The 16,507-nt window shown below is 67.1% G+C and carries 16 protein-coding genes; 12 read left to right on the forward strand and 4 right to left on the reverse strand.

Annotated features, from left to right (window positions below):
* The first annotated feature begins 8 nt into the window (after positions 1-8).
* Together MBA17_RS27525 and MBA17_RS27530 are read left to right on the forward strand one after the other, a co-directional pair.
* Positions 9-1,433 (forward strand): sensor histidine kinase, encoded by a 1,425-nt coding sequence (locus MBA17_RS27525; RefSeq protein WP_238499496.1) that lies wholly within the window; start codon positions 9-11, stop codon positions 1,431-1,433.
* Positions 1,430-2,032 carry a response regulator transcription factor gene (locus MBA17_RS27530; protein ID WP_238499497.1) on the forward strand — a complete coding sequence of 201 codons (603 nt, stop codon included), beginning with the start codon at positions 1,430-1,432 and terminating at the stop codon, positions 2,030-2,032. Before MBA17_RS27525 ends, MBA17_RS27530 begins: the two co-directional genes overlap by 4 nt.
* 273 nt (positions 2,033-2,305) lie before the next feature.
* Here MBA17_RS27530 and MBA17_RS27535 read toward each other — a convergent pair whose 3' ends face one another.
* Positions 2,306-2,899, reverse strand: a complete 594-nt coding sequence (locus MBA17_RS27535) for a MarR family winged helix-turn-helix transcriptional regulator (protein ID WP_238499498.1) — start codon at positions 2,897-2,899, stop codon at positions 2,306-2,308.
* Between the two features lie 18 nt (positions 2,900-2,917).
* On the opposite strand from MBA17_RS27535, the gene MBA17_RS27540 reads away from it, so the two are divergent.
* The 3 genes from MBA17_RS27540 (at position 2,918) to MBA17_RS27550 (ending at position 5,974) form a co-directional block, all read left to right on the forward strand.
* Complete coding sequence (locus tag MBA17_RS27540; protein WP_238499499.1) at positions 2,918-4,372, forward strand: MFS transporter; 1,455 nt, start codon at positions 2,918-2,920, stop codon at positions 4,370-4,372.
* Between the two features lie 151 nt (positions 4,373-4,523).
* Positions 4,524-5,741: a cytochrome P450 gene (locus MBA17_RS27545; protein WP_238499500.1), complete on the forward strand. Its 1,218-nt coding sequence runs from the start codon at positions 4,524-4,526 to the stop codon at positions 5,739-5,741.
* 32 nt (positions 5,742-5,773) lie between these two features.
* On the forward strand, positions 5,774-5,974 hold the full coding sequence (locus tag MBA17_RS27550) for a ferredoxin (RefSeq protein WP_238499501.1): 201 nt from the start codon (positions 5,774-5,776) through the stop codon (positions 5,972-5,974).
* Between the two features lie 359 nt (positions 5,975-6,333).
* On the opposite strand, the gene MBA17_RS27555 is transcribed toward MBA17_RS27550, so the two are convergent.
* Positions 6,334-7,596: a serine hydrolase domain-containing protein gene (locus tag MBA17_RS27555; RefSeq protein WP_238499502.1), complete on the reverse strand. Its 1,263-nt coding sequence runs from the start codon at positions 7,594-7,596 to the stop codon at positions 6,334-6,336.
* A 197-nt stretch (positions 7,597-7,793) separates the two neighbouring features.
* Here MBA17_RS27555 and MBA17_RS27560 point away from each other — a divergent pair, with 197 nt between their 5' ends.
* From MBA17_RS27560 to MBA17_RS27570, 3 genes are all read left to right on the forward strand, one after another.
* A complete protein-coding gene (locus MBA17_RS27560; protein ID WP_238499503.1) occupies positions 7,794-8,453 on the forward strand; it encodes a MarR family transcriptional regulator in 660 nt (219 codons plus the stop codon).
* A 367-nt stretch (positions 8,454-8,820) separates the two neighbouring features.
* On the forward strand, positions 8,821-9,909 hold the full coding sequence (locus MBA17_RS27565; RefSeq protein ID WP_238499504.1) for a serine hydrolase domain-containing protein: 1,089 nt from the start codon (positions 8,821-8,823) through the stop codon (positions 9,907-9,909).
* Between the two features lie 679 nt (positions 9,910-10,588).
* Positions 10,589-12,028, forward strand: coding sequence for a hypothetical protein (locus MBA17_RS27570; protein ID WP_238499505.1), 1,440 nt, complete (start codon positions 10,589-10,591; stop codon positions 12,026-12,028).
* 173 nt (positions 12,029-12,201) lie between these two features.
* Here the strand turns inward: MBA17_RS27570 and MBA17_RS27575 are convergent, their stop codons facing one another.
* Positions 12,202-12,786, reverse strand: a complete 585-nt coding sequence (locus tag MBA17_RS27575; RefSeq protein ID WP_238499506.1) for a TetR family transcriptional regulator — start codon at positions 12,784-12,786, stop codon at positions 12,202-12,204.
* Positions 12,787-12,887: 101 nt separating this feature from the next.
* On the opposite strand from MBA17_RS27575, the gene MBA17_RS27580 reads away from it, so the two are divergent.
* Together MBA17_RS27580 and MBA17_RS27585 are read left to right on the forward strand one after the other, a co-directional pair.
* Positions 12,888-13,520 carry an NAD(P)-dependent oxidoreductase gene (locus MBA17_RS27580; protein WP_238499507.1) on the forward strand — a complete coding sequence of 211 codons (633 nt, stop codon included), beginning with the start codon at positions 12,888-12,890 and terminating at the stop codon, positions 13,518-13,520.
* 47 nt (positions 13,521-13,567) lie between these two features.
* Positions 13,568-14,311: an SGNH/GDSL hydrolase family protein gene (locus MBA17_RS27585; RefSeq protein ID WP_238499508.1), complete on the forward strand. Its 744-nt coding sequence runs from the start codon at positions 13,568-13,570 to the stop codon at positions 14,309-14,311.
* Between the two features lie 15 nt (positions 14,312-14,326).
* Here the strand turns inward: MBA17_RS27585 and MBA17_RS27590 are convergent, their stop codons facing one another.
* Positions 14,327-14,740 carry a cellulose binding domain-containing protein gene (locus tag MBA17_RS27590; protein WP_238499509.1) on the reverse strand — a complete coding sequence of 138 codons (414 nt, stop codon included), beginning with the start codon at positions 14,738-14,740 and terminating at the stop codon, positions 14,327-14,329.
* A gap of 585 nt (positions 14,741-15,325) precedes the next feature.
* Here MBA17_RS27590 and MBA17_RS50585 point away from each other — a divergent pair.
* Positions 15,326-15,601 (forward strand): FmdB family zinc ribbon protein, encoded by a 276-nt coding sequence (locus tag MBA17_RS50585; RefSeq protein ID WP_455432870.1) that lies wholly within the window; start codon positions 15,326-15,328, stop codon positions 15,599-15,601.
* 153 nt (positions 15,602-15,754) lie between these two features.
* On the forward strand, positions 15,755-16,468 hold the full coding sequence (locus MBA17_RS27595) for an AmiS/UreI family transporter (protein WP_238499510.1): 714 nt from the start codon (positions 15,755-15,757) through the stop codon (positions 16,466-16,468).
* Positions 16,469-16,507: the final 39 nt, after the last annotated feature.

A 16,507-nucleotide genomic window follows, 5' to 3' on the forward strand; every position in this document is an offset into this window, starting at 1 on the left:
TGCTGGCCTTGAGCGCGATAGTGCTGTTCTTCGTGGCCGCGATCTGCGTGTACGTCTACCACGTCTGGCGGCGTGACACCGACAACCAGTTGCGAGATCGGGGATCCGGCACGGCAGTGTTCCTGGTCCTGCTCCTCGCCGCCGAGGTGGAGGCTTCCAGGTGCTCCTGGTGGAATTCATCCATGCCCAGTCCCTCTGATCCGCACCCAGACCTCATCAGCTGGGACAATGACCGCGTGCATGATCCCGGGACGGGGCTGACGGGCCTTCGCCGCTACACGTGGTGGAGCCTCATCGGCCTCACGGCGTTCCTGCTGGTCTACAGCGTCAGGAGCCGGATCATGGATCCGGCGATTCCGGTCCTGGTCCGGCTCGCCGCGGTCGCTGCCTTGGCGGTCACGGTGCTGGCCATGGGGGTGTCCATCAGCAGCCGCGTCTCGCGGGTCCCGCTCGAGGACAGGGGCGGACCACCGACGGTCTGGCTGGTGGCCGGGGGCGTGGGTGCGGCGCTGCTGGGCGGGATTCTGCTCGCTCGCCATGACTACGGACTCTGGTCATTCGCCCCGGCGAACATGGTCTCGATCATCGCGATGTTCCTGCCCGGCTGGCGCCGCTGGCTGCTGATCGCCGCCGCGGCGGTGGTCGCGGCGCTGTTCGGCGGGGTCGTGGCCGCGGCTTCGGAGCAGGAGATCGTATTCGCCGCGGCTTTCCCTGCCGGGCTGGTCGTCTTCACCGGCTGGGTCACGCTGGGGATGTTGTGGGCGTGGGACGTCGCGGAGCAACTGAACGCGGCCCGGCGGTTGTCGGCGGAACTGGCCGTCAAGGACGAGCGGCTGCGCTTCGCCGCCGATCTGCATGACATCCAGGGTCACCACCTGCAGGTGATCGCCCTCAAGAGCGAGCTGGCGGCCAGGCTGACGAGAGCCGACCCCGAGCGGGCGGTCATGGAGATGAACGAGGTACGGCTGCTGGCCGCGGACGCGCTCCGCGACACCCGCGCCGTCGTCCAGGGCTACCGTCGCGTCACGCTGGAGGAGGAGATCGCGAACGCGACCAGCGTCCTGGCAGCCGCCGGCATCGACGCTCGAATGGACCTCGCACCTTCCCCCGACCAGCTTCCCACCCAGAGTAGACACCTGCTGGGCCTGGTGATGCGGGAGGCGACCACCAACGTACTGCGCCACAGCCGTGCTCGCCACGCCGAGATCGACTACCGTGTCACCGGCGACCAAGCCCATCTCGAGGTGGGTAACGACGGCGCACTCAACCCGCCCGGCCCCGATCCCGGTACCGGCCTGTCCACCCTCGCCGAGCGGCTACGGAGCGCCGGTGGTGAGCTGACCTGGCAGCATGACGTCGACCGCTTCGTCGTAGCGGTCCGGCTGCCGATCGGCCGGCCCGCCGCGACGTCCACGGACGCGGAGGCACGATGATCCGGCTGCTGATCGCCGACGACGAGGACCTGATCAGAGGCGCCCTTACGGCGCTGCTGGAGATGGAGGACGACCTGACCGTCGCCGCCGAGGCCGCCACCTCGACCGATGCTGTACGGCTGGCCCTCGAGCGCCGTCCGGACATCGCCGTACTGGACCTGGAGATGCCCCCGGCCGACGGGCTGCAGGCCGCCCAGGAGATCCTCGCGGCGTCCGATATCAAGGTCATCCTGGTCACGCGGCACGCCCGCCCCGCCGTACTACGTCGCGCGCTGTCAGCGGGAGTAAGCGGGTTCGTCCCCAAAACCACACCTGCGGCCCGACTAGCGGAGATCATCCGCAATATCTCGATCGGACGGCGCTACGTCGACCCCGACATCGCCTCCTCGGCACTGACGGAGGGCGACTGCCCGCTCAGCGATCGGGAACTGGAGGTACTGCGGGCCTCACGGACGGGTGCCTCGATCAGGGAGATCGCCACCCAGGTCCATCTCGCGCCGGGCACCGTACGCAACTATCTGTCGGCGGCCATGGGCAAACTCGGCGTCAACTCCCGCCATGCGGCCGCTCACCGCGCTTGGGAAGAAGGCTGGATCTGAAAACCCGCTTTCGCAGGGGCATGTCGTGATCACGCTTGAGATCGTCGATCTACCAACCCGGACATCGTGACTCGGGCAAAGCAGCAGCGTTCGATGCGGTTCGGGCAACCCGCCGCCGTTCACCAGGCGGGGCGAGTGTGAATGACTGACGGCAGCCTACAGGTGACCGAGGTCCCTTCCACCGGGAAGCATGGTGAGCGCCGATCTTGCTAACGATGGTGCTAACGACAGCCATGCGCATACCTGGACGACTATGGGTCCGTTGTCGTGGTCCTACTCGCCGGTCGGCGACGGTGACCCGGTCGCGGTCAGGCGTGGCCAAGGTCGCCCGCTGTGACGTTCGATGTCCTCGTTGAACCGCTGGAAGTCGGCGATGAAGGTCTCCAGTCGCTCGGCCGGCCAGTCAGCGAGCACCTTGGTCAGCCCGTTGACAATCCTGTTGCGGTCGGCGGCCAGCCGTTGCCTGCCTTCGGGTGTGATGCGAAATTTGCGGGCCACGCTGCCGTTCGGGTCGAGGGTCCGCTCCACCAGTCCGTCCTTCAGCAGGGCGGCGGTCTGCCGGTTGAAGGTGGAGGCCGCGAGGCCGAATGCCTCGACGAAGTCCGCGATGGACATGGGTCCCTGCGCTTCGAGCCGGCTCAGCAGCACGTACGCGCTGCGCTCCAGGTGTTCGTCGCCGCGCCCGCCCTGCGGCGTGGTGAGCTCGCGGTGCCGCATGAGAATCAGCAGCTCTCGCTCAAGGTAGGCGCTCGCCTGCTCGGCATCCATGGGGACGACCTCCGATCGTGCACGTGTCACCTGCACGATACGCCAATGTGCATCATGCTTGAAAAAAGCATCGTGCACTTTTAATGCATGATGCTCCATACATGTATGGTGCACATCATGAAAGCTTCCGCGTCCGAAGGGCGCTCCGGGGCGATCGTGGCCACGCTGGCCGGAGCCGGCATCGTGGCGTCGGTGATGGGGACACTGCTCGTCCCGCTCATCGGCGAACTCCCTCAACTGCTTGACACCACATCCGCGAACGCGTCCTGGGTCATCACCGTTACCCTGCTCACCGGCGCGGTGGCCACCCCCGTCGTCGGCCGCCTGGGCGATCTGCACGGCAAACGCCGCCTGCTGCTGGGCTGCGTCGTCCTGCTCGTGGCGGGCTCGCTGATTTGCGCCCTGTCCGGCTCGCTGCTGCCCATGCTGATCGGTCGCGGCCTGCAGGGCATCGGCATGGCGATCGTCCCGCTCGGCATCAGCACCATGCGCGACGTCGTCCCGCCCGAACGCCTGGGCTCCTCGCTGGCCCTGATGAGCTCCTCCCTCGGCATCGGCGGCGCCCTCGGCCTCCCCGTGGCGGCGGCCGTCGCCGAGAACGCGGACTGGCACCTGCTCTTCTGGGGCTCAGCCGCGATCAGCGCCCTGATCGGGATCGCGGTCGCGGTATGGGTTCCCGGGGTTCCCTCCACGGCGCGGGGCCGCTTCGACATTCCCGGCGCGATCGGCCTGGCCACCGGTCTGGTCTGCCTGATGCTGGCCGTCTCCAAGGGCGGCGACTGGGGCTGGGGCAGCGCCACCACCCTGGGCCTGTTCGCCGCCGCCGTGGTGGTCCTGCTGCTGTGGGGCCGGTACCAGCTGCGCACCCGCGATCCGCTGGTGGACCTGCGTACCACCGCCCGCCGCCAGGTCCTGCTGACGAACCTCGCCTCGGTGGTGGTCGGGTTCTCGATGTACGCGCAGGCGCTGGCCGCACCCCAACTGCTGCAACTTCCCGAAGCGCTCGGCTACGGGCTCGGCCAGTCCATGCTCGCCGCCGGACTGTGGATGGCTCCGGCCGGACTGACGATGATGATCGTCTCCCCGCTCGGCGCCCGGGTGTCCAGCCGCTGGGGACCGCGTACCTCCCTGCTGGCCGGCGCCCTGATCGTCGCCGTCGGCTATGCCCTCGCCCTGGCGCTGATGGGCACCGCCATCGGCATCCTGATCTTCAGCTGCGTCATCAGCATCGGTGTGGCCTTCGCCTACGGCGCGATGCCCGCGCTCATCATGGGAGCCGTCCCACACTCGGAGACGGCCGCCGCCAACGGCTTCAACTCGCTGATGCGCTCGATCGGCATCACGGTGGCCAGCGCCATCACCGGCGTCGTCCTCGCTCAGATGAGCCAGAGTGTCGGCGGCCACGCCATCCCCACCGAGAGCGGTTTCCGGGTCACCTTCATCCTCGGCGGCGCCGTGGCACTGATCGCGGCTCTGGTGACGCTGGCCATCCCCCGGCGTACGGCGTCGATCCCGGCTCTGCGCGCCGACGAGAGCGAACGTGCCGGGACACGCGCTGGAGTCACCGCATGAACCACGCCCCCTGTCCAGGCCCGTGCTGCCTCATGAACCCACGACATCACCGACTGGAAGGGAGGAACGCAGCACGACCGCACCGGCCGCCCGTCCTCGCGGCGGCGCGTGCGATGTACCGACACCGATGGTTTATTCAGGGAGAACCCACATGAGCCACAACGACCAGGTTCTGTCCTACCCGTTGCACTACGACACGGCGCTGGAGCCGCCGAAGGAGTGGGAGCAACTGCGCGGCCAGTGCCCGGTGGCCACCATCGAACTGCCCAGCGGCGACCGCGCCACGCTGCTGACCCGCCACGAACACATCAAGACCCTGCTGGCCGACGCCCGCTTCGCCCGTCCCACCGCCGCCGACAACGCCGCCCGGGTGGCTCCGGCGGGATCGGGCGGCGTCGCCGCCACCGGCGACTCGTCTCTGGCGATCCCCGACAAGGGCGAGCCGCACCAGCGCTGGCGGCGTCTGGTGGGCAAGTACTTCACCGCCAAGCGCATGGCGGCCCTGCGACCGTCGATGACCGCGACCACCGAACGACTCATCGACGAGATGGTGCAGCAGGGCGCGCCCGCCGATCTCAAGGCCGGCGTGGGCTTCCCGCTGCCGGTGTACGTCATCTGCGACATGCTCGGCGTGCCCGCCGACGACCGCCATCGCTTCTCCCGCTGGTCCGACATGATGCTGAGCGTCACCCGCTACTCCCAAGAGGAGACCCACGCGTCGATGGGCGAGTTCGTCCAGTACATGTCCGGACATATCGCCACCAAGCGCGCCAATCAGGCCAGCGACCTGATCGGCATGCTGATCAAGGAGAGCGAAGGCGAAGGTGAGGGCATGTCCGACGCCGAGCTCCTCACCACAGCGATGGGTCTCCTGGTCGCCGGGCATGAGACCACCGCGAACATGATCGGCAAGATGGTCGCCATGCTGCTGGCCGACCGCGCCCGCTGGGAGCGGTTGCTGGCCGACCTGTCCCTGGTGCGCGCCGCGGTGGAGGAGTCCCTGCGCTTCGACGTCAACCACGGCTTCGGGCTGCGCCGCTTCCTGACCGAGGACGCCGAGGTCGGCGGACAGGTGCTGCCGGCCGGTACCACCGTGCTGTGTGGCATGTCGGCGGCCAACCGCGACGAGAGCGCCTTCGATCAGGCCGACCAGATGGACCTCGGCCGCGCCCCCAACGCGCACCTGGCCTTCGGCGCCGGCCCGCACTCCTGTCTCGGTCAGGCCCTGGCACGCACCGAAATGCAGGTGGTGCTGGAGACCTTGCTGCGCAAGCTGCCGACCCTGGAGCTGGCCGTACCGGCCGAAGATCTGCAGCGGATGGAGGGCCTGCTGGTCGGCGGCCTGCGCGAGGTCCCCGTCCGCTGGTAGCCCGTCGCACATCGATCAAGAAGAGGAATCACGTGAAGGTCACCGTGGACGAGGCCAAGTGCTGCGGCGCCGGCCAATGCGTGCTCATCGCCCCGGACGTGTTCGACCAGCGCGACGACGACGGCATCGTCATCCTGCTGGACGCCGAACCCGCATCCGACCAGCACACCGCGGTCCGAGAGGCCGCCGCCGTCTGCCCCTCCGCCGCCATCCGACTCGACAGCGACGACTGAGGCCGCCGCCAAGCGCCGTGACGGCCATTCCCCCCTGGCCGTCACGGTCGCTCGCCCTACAGCGACAGGACCGTCTTCCGTTTCGCGGAATCGCCGCGCCGTCAAGCAGGCATTGCCAGGTCCGCGCCCACCGACAGATCGTCGCGGACCTCGTCATAGCGGAAGTGATGGGATGCGTACTGAGACCACTCCATGTGCGAGTCCCCCAAATCCATCGGAGTAAGCGCCGTAGAGCGGGAGCAGTGTCCCGGGCACCACAGCCCCAAACTGTCGTGGTCCACAGAGGCACCCGCAGTCCGTTCGCGAAGCCACCGCGGGTGGCCGTGCACTGGATCGCGGGCCGGCAGATCGCCCGCTCCCTAGTTCGGTGAGGGCATATGGCTGCAGAACACCTGCTTGAGCAGGTTGTCCCGCGCCTTCGGGAACGCCTGGCCCAGGTCGGGTGCGGCGTCGCCGAAGGTGATCGAGGCGGTCAGGGTCTTCTTGCCGTCGGGCGTGCCGTACATCACCGACACATAGCCCCCCGCGGTGCTGCCGTTGTGATGGAGGACGGTGCCGCAGTTCGGGCCCATGTCCTGCACGTATGTCCCGAGGCCGTAGCTGCCGAAGGGGCCGGCGCTCTTCGGGTGCGTCTTGCGCATCTCGGCCAGCAGCTTGGCCGACAGGAGCTTGCCGCCGTTCAGAGCGGAGAAGAACCTGTGGAGATCCTGGGTGGTCGAGATCATGTCACCGGCGGCGGCCGTCATGGAGGGGTTCTGGCGGGTGACGTCGATCACCTTCCACTGGTCGGTGGCGTCTTGGTAGCGGAAGTAGCCGTGGGGGTGCGGCCGGGGGAGCTCCGGTGAGGCGCCCGGCAGCACCGTGCCTTGCAGCTTGAGCGGACCCAGGATCCGCAGCTTCATCTCCTCGGCGATCGAGTGGCCGGTGACCTTCTCGATCAGCAGCTGGGCCAGCGTGTAGTTGGTGTTGGAGTAGCTCCAGCTCTTCCCCGGCTCGAACCGCGCCGACCTGGACAACCCGAACCGCACCAGTTCCTCCGGCTGATAGGTCTTGAACCGGACGTCCGCCCACTCCTTGCCCGCTGCGGGGATCCCCGGCTCGACTGACCCGTCAGGGCGAAACTCGCCGGTGTAGTTGTACAGCCCGCTGGTGTGCTCCAGCAGCATCCGCACCGTGATCCGCCGGTCCAGCTTGAACTTGGGCAGGTAGTCGGCCACCGGGGCGTCCAGCTTGATCTCGCCGTCGTCCACCAGCTGCAGCACCAGGGTCGCGACGAAGGGCTTGGTGCTGCTGCCGATCCGGAACCGCCCGTTCGCCGGCGGCTTCGCGTTCGCACCTAGCTTGCGCTTCCCGGCGCTGCCGACCCACTCGCCCCGCTCATCGTTCACGCGCGCCTGCACGCCGAGGAAACCGGCATCGACGATCGCCTGGATGGCCTTCTGCAACTCCGGGCGGTCCTGTCCGGCAGCGGCCTTCGGCACAGCCTTGCCGTCCGCGGTGGCCGAAGCGGGTGCGGCCGCCCCGGCCAGCAGTGTGGCCGCCAGCGCCGTGACCGCCACGCGCCGGGTGACCCGCGGCGTCCGAGCCCTGTTGTTCTCGGCGGTGTGGAGGGGTTCACTCATGATCGGTCCTCATTTCGCGATAGTACGTGTTTTGGATAGCTCGAAAGCTATGTTGCATTCGAAATACTGTCAATCGCAAAAATGCATATGCCCAGGTGAATTGGTGAACATTGGAGCAATGACGCTGAGGTCGAATGCAATACGGTGTTGCAATGGCTGACGGCGAAGACAATACTGGCGGCATGCCAGGAGGACGATTGACCCAGCAGGACCGCGAGCGCATCGCGTCCGGACTCGCCGACAAGCTTTCCTACGGTGAGATCGCCAGGCGGCTCGACCGGCCGACCTCGACGATCACCCGGGAGATCGCACGCAACGGCGGCCCCGTCGGCTACCGGCCCCAGCAGGCACACCAGGCGACGATCCAGCGAGCGCGGCGCGGCACACCGGCACCCCCTCGCGCGGACACGCCGCCGGACGGCCTGATGGGAGAGGAACTCCTGGAGAGGGCGGTCAGAGCGGGGATGCCGAGGATAACCGCGCGCGTGCACCACGACCTGATGCTGTCCGAGGGCGGCAGGCGCACCGCGGCCGAGCTGACCCGCAGGCTGAAGGTCAGCGCGGCCTCCGTCTCCGTCGCCGTGAACTACCTGGTCCAACAGGGATTCGTCCGGCGCGAGCGCGATCCGCAACGGCGTCGCGACATCTACGTGATCGACGACGACGCCTGGTACAACGCGATCATGACCAGCGAGCGGCAGACACTCGAGACGGCGCGGGCCACGATGGCGGTGGCCGAGACGTACGGGCTCGACAGCCCCGTGGGACAACGGCTGGCCAAGACAGCGGCGTACCTGGAACGCGTCAGCCTGGACATCATGGAGTCGGCCGCCCGCTGGCGCACCCTCCTGACGTGACGGGGCTCAGCCGAACCACTGAGACGCTGCTGGCCGAGATCGTCAAGCTGAGGGGGTGAAGGCCACACAGCCACCGCTGGCCGTCATGAGGATGTCCGCCTCCTCCCTCGATCGGCGCAATGGTCCCCCCGGGCAAACGGTGATCCGGCTCGCAAGCATGGCCCGGGCGACACCTCATATCGTCTCCTGCCGCGAGAATTTACCGCGGTCCTCTGACCTGGCGTTTCTCGTCCTCACGGCCACCGAACCGAGAAGATGATCTCGGCAGGCCGCCGCTTGGCGATCACCTCGATGGTAGGGAAGACCCCACTCCAACAGGCAAGCAGGCGTGACTGATTCTGAGTGATCTTCCCGCGATATTGGAGGCATGAAGAAATTGCTCGCTAGTGCTGTCGCCGGTTTCCTGGTCCTCACCCCTGTCGCCTCTGTCGCCCCCGCCTTCGCCTCCGCCGCAACGCCCTCGCCGCAGTCCCGCCTTGATCTGCTCACCACCGAGGACGGCATGGCAGGCGCGTTGAGCCAGGTGCGGAGCCCGGGTGGCGCGACCGTGACCCGGCGCTCCGGCACCGCTGAGCGGGGCACCGGGAAGCCGATGATCGGCCCCCAGGGCCGGTTCAGGATCGCCAGCGGGAGCAAGCCGATCATTGCCGCCACCGTGCTGCGGCTGGTCGATCAGAAGAAGATCGACGTGGACGCCAAGGTGGAGCGTTACCTGCCCGGGGTGCTGCGCGGCACCGGCGACGGCGCCGGGATCGACGGTCGAAAGATCACCATCCGGATGCTGCTGCAGCAGACCAGCGGCCTGCCCGAGTACCTCAACGCGATCGAGTGGAAGGAACCCCTCCCCGACTTCCTGAAGGTGGCGCTGACGCTCAAGCCCACGCCCCGCGGCTCCTTCGCCTACGCCAACACCAACTACCTGGTCGCCGGCATGATCGTGACCGCGGTGACCGGCAAGGACTTCCGCCAGGCGAGCCGGGACCTGATCCTCAAGCCGTACGGGATGCGGGACACGTACTGGCCGGCCAAGGGCGACTACGGCATCCGCGGCCCGCACGCCCACACCTACGGGGCGCACCCCGGTCATCCGCAGGACGGCGAGGTGGACCTGACCGACCAGCTGCCCACCTACGAGTTCGGTCCCAGCGGCGGCCTGGTCTCCACTCCTGAGGACCTCAACCGGTTCTGGCGTAAGGCCCCGCTGAGCAAGATGATTACCCGGCCGGTGAAGGTCGAGCAGGAAGGCTGGCCGGCGGACGCCCGCTACGGCTACGGCGTGGTCCGGATGAAGTCGAGCTGTGGTTACGCCTACTTCGTCGCCGGCGACATGCCGGGGGCCGCGGTGTTCAGCGGCCGGGACCGGGCCGGGCGCGCAGCCACCGTCTACACCACTGGTGTGCCCGGCAATCGGCAGCACCTGATCGACGCCTTCGTCACCGCGATGTGCGACCGCTGAGTCCGGGTGGTCAGGCGGACCGCTTCAGGGGTCATGCCGACGAGCACACCGGTGGGGTGCGGTGTGCTCGTGGTGTGCTCGTATGTCATGAACCGATGTGATGAGCGCCGGCACTAGTCGGCATGCAAACCACGCATGCCTGTTAGTTGGCTGGGATGGACTGTCACGTGCAGTCGGGGGCACAGCGGTTCGCCAAGACGTGCCTCGTCGGCCCCGTGCCGCGCGGGCGACCTTGTCCACCGGCCGACGCGATAGCACCTACGTGAGGCGCTTCATTCGCGGAGCGGCCGGTAATGCATGGTCCGAAGGCTTGTCAAGGCGCTGAGGGTGTGGCCGGGGCGCCCCGTTATGGCCTCCTTGCATGCTCTTGTTGTGCTCTCGTCCTGGCGTTTGGATCTAGGGGGGCGCTCTTCTGCGGAACGTTACAAGCGGCGGGTTCCGGACGCGTCACCCGTGCCGCCGCCTGTTCTGCCCGGCCCGGTCCTCTCGTAGTACGCAGGCCATCGGCCTGCGTCGTTTGCCAGGAGAAGGAGTCGTGAGCATGACTGCGCTGACCTACACCGTCCTTACCGACCCGGCGTCCTTGGAGGCGTCAGTGGATGGGCGGTCTCCGTCCACGGGGACGGTGTATCTGATGGTCACCAACACCAGAGGGACGGTGCCCTGGTTGAGGATCGAAGTGAAGGTGCCTGTGGGTGACGGCGCCGGCCACCTCACCCGGGACATCAGCACGATCAAGCCGAAGGGCGAGTACACCGACACCCAGTCGGGCCCCCAGGCGGACACCCAGCCGGTGATCGTCCAGCCGCAGGGGGCCAACGTCTTCCAGGTCACCCCTCAGAGCGGTCGCATAGAGGGTTTCGAGCCCGGTGACTACATGGTGCTGACGCTGGAGAACGTCACCGTCGCTCCCAACGCCGGGGTGGCTGTGCTGATGGTGACCGAGACCACCAGAACCCCTAACGGGTGGCAGGTCAGCGATGCGGCGGTGCCGTTGGTGAAGGCCGCTCCGAAGGAGATTCCGCCGCCGCGGGACTTCCGTCCGGACAAGGCCATGGTGGACGCCGGAGACAGTCTCACGCTGAGCTGGGACGGGTCCAACGACTTCAGCTACGAGATCCGGTTCCCCGGCGGGCAGATGAACATCGCCCCGGGTACGCGTGCCTGGTCGCCGGCCGAAGCCCCGAAGCGGGCTACCACCTACATTCTCGTCGCCACCGACCCCATAACCCAGCAGCAGCACTTCCTCACCACGACCGTTCAGGTGCGTTATCCCGTTCTGGAGACGCTCACCGCCACCATCGGCATCGACACCCCCTGGGTCCAGGGGACGGCGAACAAGGGGCGTGTCACCTTCGCCGACACAGGGGTGGAGATCTTCAACGACTCCGGCGGGCAGGGGACCGTGACGGCCGACAAGGCCCTCCTCAATGGTGTGAACACCGAGTGGGTGCAGGGGAGGAGCGCCGATGACGGAAAGCTCACTTTCCCCAAGGACGGGATCGATGTCCGCCAGGGAAGTGGGGCGTGGGGGAACGTGCACGCCGACAAGGCCGACCTCAATGGTGTGAACACCGAATGGGTCCAGGGGAGGAGCGCCGATGACGGAAAGCTCACCTTCCCCAAGGACGGGATCGATGTCCGTCAGGGAAGTGGGGCGTGGGGGAACGTGCACGCCGACAAGGCCGACCTCAACGGTGTGAACACCAAATGGGTGCAGGGTAGAAGCGCCGACGACGGATGGATCAGCTTCCCCAAGGAAGGGCTGAACGTGTATCGGGCGGGCACCCATGAGTGGGGAACCGTGTTCGCCAAGCACGGCGGGATGGCCTCAGGAAAGAGCAGCCCTGGACAGGGCTGGAGGACCTACGCACCCAACTCCATCTGCATCGACGTCGATACCACCGCAGGTCAGTTCACCGGTAACCCCGTTTACCTCACCTCCATCGGAGGCGCCGGCGGCATGCAGTACGACCTGGTCGGCACCAGTGCCGTCTACGACATCACCGCCAACAAGTTCAGCGTCTACCTCAAGTGGCGCGACGACCGCGACCTGACGCCCGCCATGGCCCAGCAGTTCGGCTGGTACATCAACTGGATCGGCTACGACACCCCCTAGATGTACTGCCCAGGCAGGTTGGTTGAGATTGTGTGATGACACGGTCTGAATCTGCGTGATGACGAAGGGCCATGGACAGGATGGCGTCGGCGGTGACGTCGGCGCCTCCGATGGTCTTGGCGCATTTGCGGGCGGGTTCGTGGCCTTCCAGGGCGTACTCGCGTTCCATCCACTCACGGGGCGAGTTGTTGGAGAAGGGTGCGGGCGAAGGACGCCGCGGCCTCGTCGTCGTCACGGCTGGCGGGCAGCGACATGTGGCTCAGGAACGCGTACTGGAAGCAGGCGCCGAGGAGCAGTCCGGCAGCGGCGGTGACGTCGGCTTCCGGCCGCAGTCGTCCAAGGTCCTGTTCTGTGCGCAGGTACGCGGCGACGGCTTCGTTGGCCTTGTGCGGGCCCGCGCCTTGGTGCCGCAGTTCCTCCTTGTGAGCGGCGAGGGTGGCAGGGTCGGCGAACATGGAGGCGAGCATCGGAAAGCCCTCGCCGTAGAAGGCGATCGCGGCCCGCGCCACGGCGGTGAGATTGTCCACGAGCGTTCCTGTGCCTGCCCTGCCGTTCAGCGCCTGTGCCAGCAGCGTGAAGCCGGGTGAGCGTTCCCGCATCACCGCTACGAGCAGGTCGGCCTTATTGGTGAAGTGCTTGTAGAGGGCAGCCTCGGTGAACCCGGCGGCCTGCGCGATCTGGCGTGTGGTCACGTTGGCCAGGCCGCGTTCTGCCATGACCGTCGCCGCCGCGTCGAGGATCACATCTCTGGTGCCCATCTTCGTCCTCTCCTTGTCCGGGTGGCACTTGACGAGGTTAGTAATCACTCACTAACGTCCCCTACGAAGTTAGCGAGCGTTTACTAACATGGGGAGTGTAGATGAAACTGACCTTCTTCGGTGCGACCGGCGGTACCGGGCAGTACCTCGTGGATCAGGCTCTCGCCGCGGACCACCACGTCACCGCAGTCGTACGCGACCCGGCCCGGTTGCCTCAGGCCGGTCACCCACGGCTCGAACCAGTGGTCGCCGACGCGATGGACGCCGAGGCCATCGTCGCCGGCGTGACCGGCCGAGACGCCGTGGTGTCGGCCCTGGGGCCTCGCCCTGGGGCGGGCGGGTCGGTATGCGCCGACGGCGCCCGCGCGATCATCACCGCGATGCGCACCGCCGGAACCCGCCGCCTGATCGTCGTCACCGCCAGCGGCCACATCGTCGACGAGGGTGACGGACCGGCCAGCCGCCTGGTGGTCAAGCCGCTGCTGCGGCGCTTCCTCCGCGAGGGATTCACCGACTTCGCCCGCACCGACGAGGCAGTTCGCGCCAGCGGTCTGGATTGGACGATCATGCGGCCGCCCCGGCTCACCAACGGCGGACGCCGACCGTACCGCACCGCGATCGACCGCAACGTCCGGGGCGGCATCACGATCGCCCGCGCGGACCTCGCGCACGCCACCCTCGCCGCGCTGGCAGACCCGACCGCTATCGGCCACACCATCTCACTGGGGTACTGACCATGAAGAGACGGATCATCATTGGCCTGTGTCTGCTGCTGACCGCTGTGCTCAGCCTCACCGGCGCCGTCGGCTACCTCACCTTCCTGCGCCCGGCCGACAACCCGCCGGCCGACGCCTGCACCGGCGGACCGGGGCAACACCCCCGGGTGGTCGCCGCCGGCGCCAGCATGACGCAGGGCGCGCTCGGCGCGAACTGGGTGGCCGCGTTGCGCGCCCGGCCCGATTTTCACGGCTATGAGTTCGTCAACGCGGGCATCAACGGCAGTACCACAGCTGACCTGCGGCAGCGTGTCGACACCGACATCGTGGCCTGCCAGCCGGCCGCGGTCACGATCCTCATCGGCACCAACGACGTCCGCAACGGCGTCCCGCTGGAGCAGTATCGCGCCAACCTCCACACGATCGTTGACCAGATCAAAGCCCGTACCACCGCCCGGATCGCACTGCTGTCCTTGCCGCCACTCGGCGAGGACCTGAACACCGAGATCAACCACAGGCTCAGCGCATACAACGCCGCAATCCAGGAGACCGCCACCCGAGCAAAGATTGACTACCTGCCCCTGCATGAACGCGTGGTCGAAGACCTCCGACGGACAGGCGGCCGCACGCCGTACGACTTCAGCTTCCCCCTCGCCCTCGCCGTCGCCGCCCGGCACTACCTCCTCGGGCGCAGCTGGGACGAGATCGCCCAGGCGGGCGGACGTGAACTGCTCGTCGACCATGTCCACCTGAGCGACCGGGGCGGCAAAATCGTTGAAGACCTCGTCAGCCAGTGGCTCAAAACGTAGTCGGCCACGAGCACGTCAGCACGGCAGCCAGATGCCGTTGACGGTCAGGCCACCGCCGTGGTCGTCGTTGACGGTGCCGGTGACCACCATGCCGAACGTCACCCGGCCGCCGGGCCCTATGGTGCCGTTCCAGGGCTGGTTGTGGGCCGACATGCTCTGGCCTGGTTGAACCACGACCGCATTCCACGCGTTGGTGAGGCGGGCGTTGGGATCACCCCAGGTCCACTGGACCGTCCAGTCGAGCGTCCCGCCTCCGTCATCGATGAGGGTGACGTCGGCATGGAAGCCGGTGGCCCATGAGCTGACCTTCACCCACTCGCACGCGTTGATCATCGCGCGTGCGGGAGAGGCGTATGTTGCGATCAGTACGATGGTGCCGAAAAGGACGCCTGCCACCCGCGCCATTCGTGATGCACGTCGTCTCGCCATATCCGATCCTTCGGCAGAAGCGGGCGCGCGACGCCCGGCAGCGGTGAGCTCCTTGCCTATGTGCTATCTCCGTGAAGGATCAGCGTCAACACCGGGAAATGACCGCCAGCGTCAATGTTGCTCTTTCAAAGGCAAAACTCCATGCACGGTCGAAGGGACTTTGTTCAGGCCGGATCTGCTGAGGCCTCGATAATCGTAGCTCAATGGCATATTGAGCTGCCTGTCAATCCACTGGATCATAAGTGCGCAAGGTCGGCAACGGGCGTCGCGCTCAGCCATCCGTATCGTGACAGCTCATCACCCGCCACCAGCCAAGGGTGGGCCGTGCGGCACCGCTGGGAGGGATCGTCGATGGCGATCTCAGTCAGCAGTCGAGGGGGAGCAGTACGTGCACGGCTCCGGCGAAAGGTTTGCCTGGCCTGGTGGAGTCTTTCCCAGCCTGGTGCCGTTGTGGGCTTGACAGTCCAGCGGAGCCGAGGCTACCTGGAGAGGGCGAATGAGGTGGGGCTCCGAACGCCGCAGGGCTGCGTTGCCGGTAGCCGGAGGACCAGCGGAGAGTCTGTTCTCCGGCGGTTTGGGGTACCAATGGCGACCTATGAGTATTGCTGTTCGGAGTGCGGGCCGTACGAGGTGCGTCTACCGATGGGAACGGCGTCGGTGTCTGGTGTCTGCGCGAAGTGCGGCCATCCGGCACGCCGCGTCTTCTCCGCACCGCACCTGTCTCGCGTCCCATCGGCCCTGGCCGTGGCACTCGCCGGCGAGGAGCGGAGCCAGGACGAACCCGTGGTCGTCTCTGGCGCGCCCCGTGAACGGCGTCGGCCGAGGCCGCACCCGGCAACGGCACGGCTGCCTCGGCCTTGAGCGACAGACAACCTTGATTGACAGAACAACACGTCCACGCGCGTCCGTACCTGGCGAAGGCTGACGGCGTCCGGATGCAGCCACGGCAGTCGGGGTCCTCCTCGACCTGGGCAGGGCCGTGCCACTGCATGGCGTCCGTGGACGACGCTGCCCATGCTGAACGCCTACGAGCAATGGCTAGGAGGTGTGTCGCTGATGGGAGCTGTAGGGCTGCTCTACGTCGGCGCGGTGCTTTTTCTGAACGGGCTGATGCTCCTGGGGAAGGTCGAGCCCCGAGCGGCAGGCATTTTCAACCTCTTCGTTGGGGCGCTACAGGTGATCACACCCACTGTGATGATCATCACCTCCGGCGGGATGCCTGCTGAGATTCTCGTCGCGTCGGGAATCTACCTCTTCGGCTTCACCTATCTATACGTGGGGATCGGTCTGCTCGGCGGGTTCGACACCACTGGAGTCGGTTACTTCTCGCTGTTCGTGGCCATCATGGCCTTGGCATACTCGTTCGCGAGCTTCCGGGTCCTCAACGATCCGCCGTTCGGCGTCATATGGCTCTATTGGTCCTTCTTGTGGCTTCTGTTCTTCATCTTGCTGGGGCTGAAGCGCACGGAGATCACCCGCTACACGGGCTGGGTGGCGGCGATCCAGGGATGGGTGACGGCGGCCATTCCGTCCTTCCTCATCCTCTCCGGCTACTGGCAGAACCCACGGCTCATCGCAACCATCCTCGCCGTGTTCGGGGTGGTGGCGTTCGGCGTGCTGTGGCCGCTGACGAGGAAGCAGAGGCCGTCCGCCGCTACAGCAGCAGGCGCGGGGGATGAGACGCCAAGCGCCCAAGAACGAACCAGGCACCGTCCTCGATGGACCTGACAGGGCTCGAACCCTGGGGGAGGAGATGAAACCAGATTC

Origin of the sequence: Dolomitihabitans soli (assembly GCF_022213955.1) — a bacterium.
GTDB classification, from domain to species: Bacteria; Actinomycetota; Actinomycetes; order Streptosporangiales; family Streptosporangiaceae; genus Streptosporangium_A; species Streptosporangium_A soli.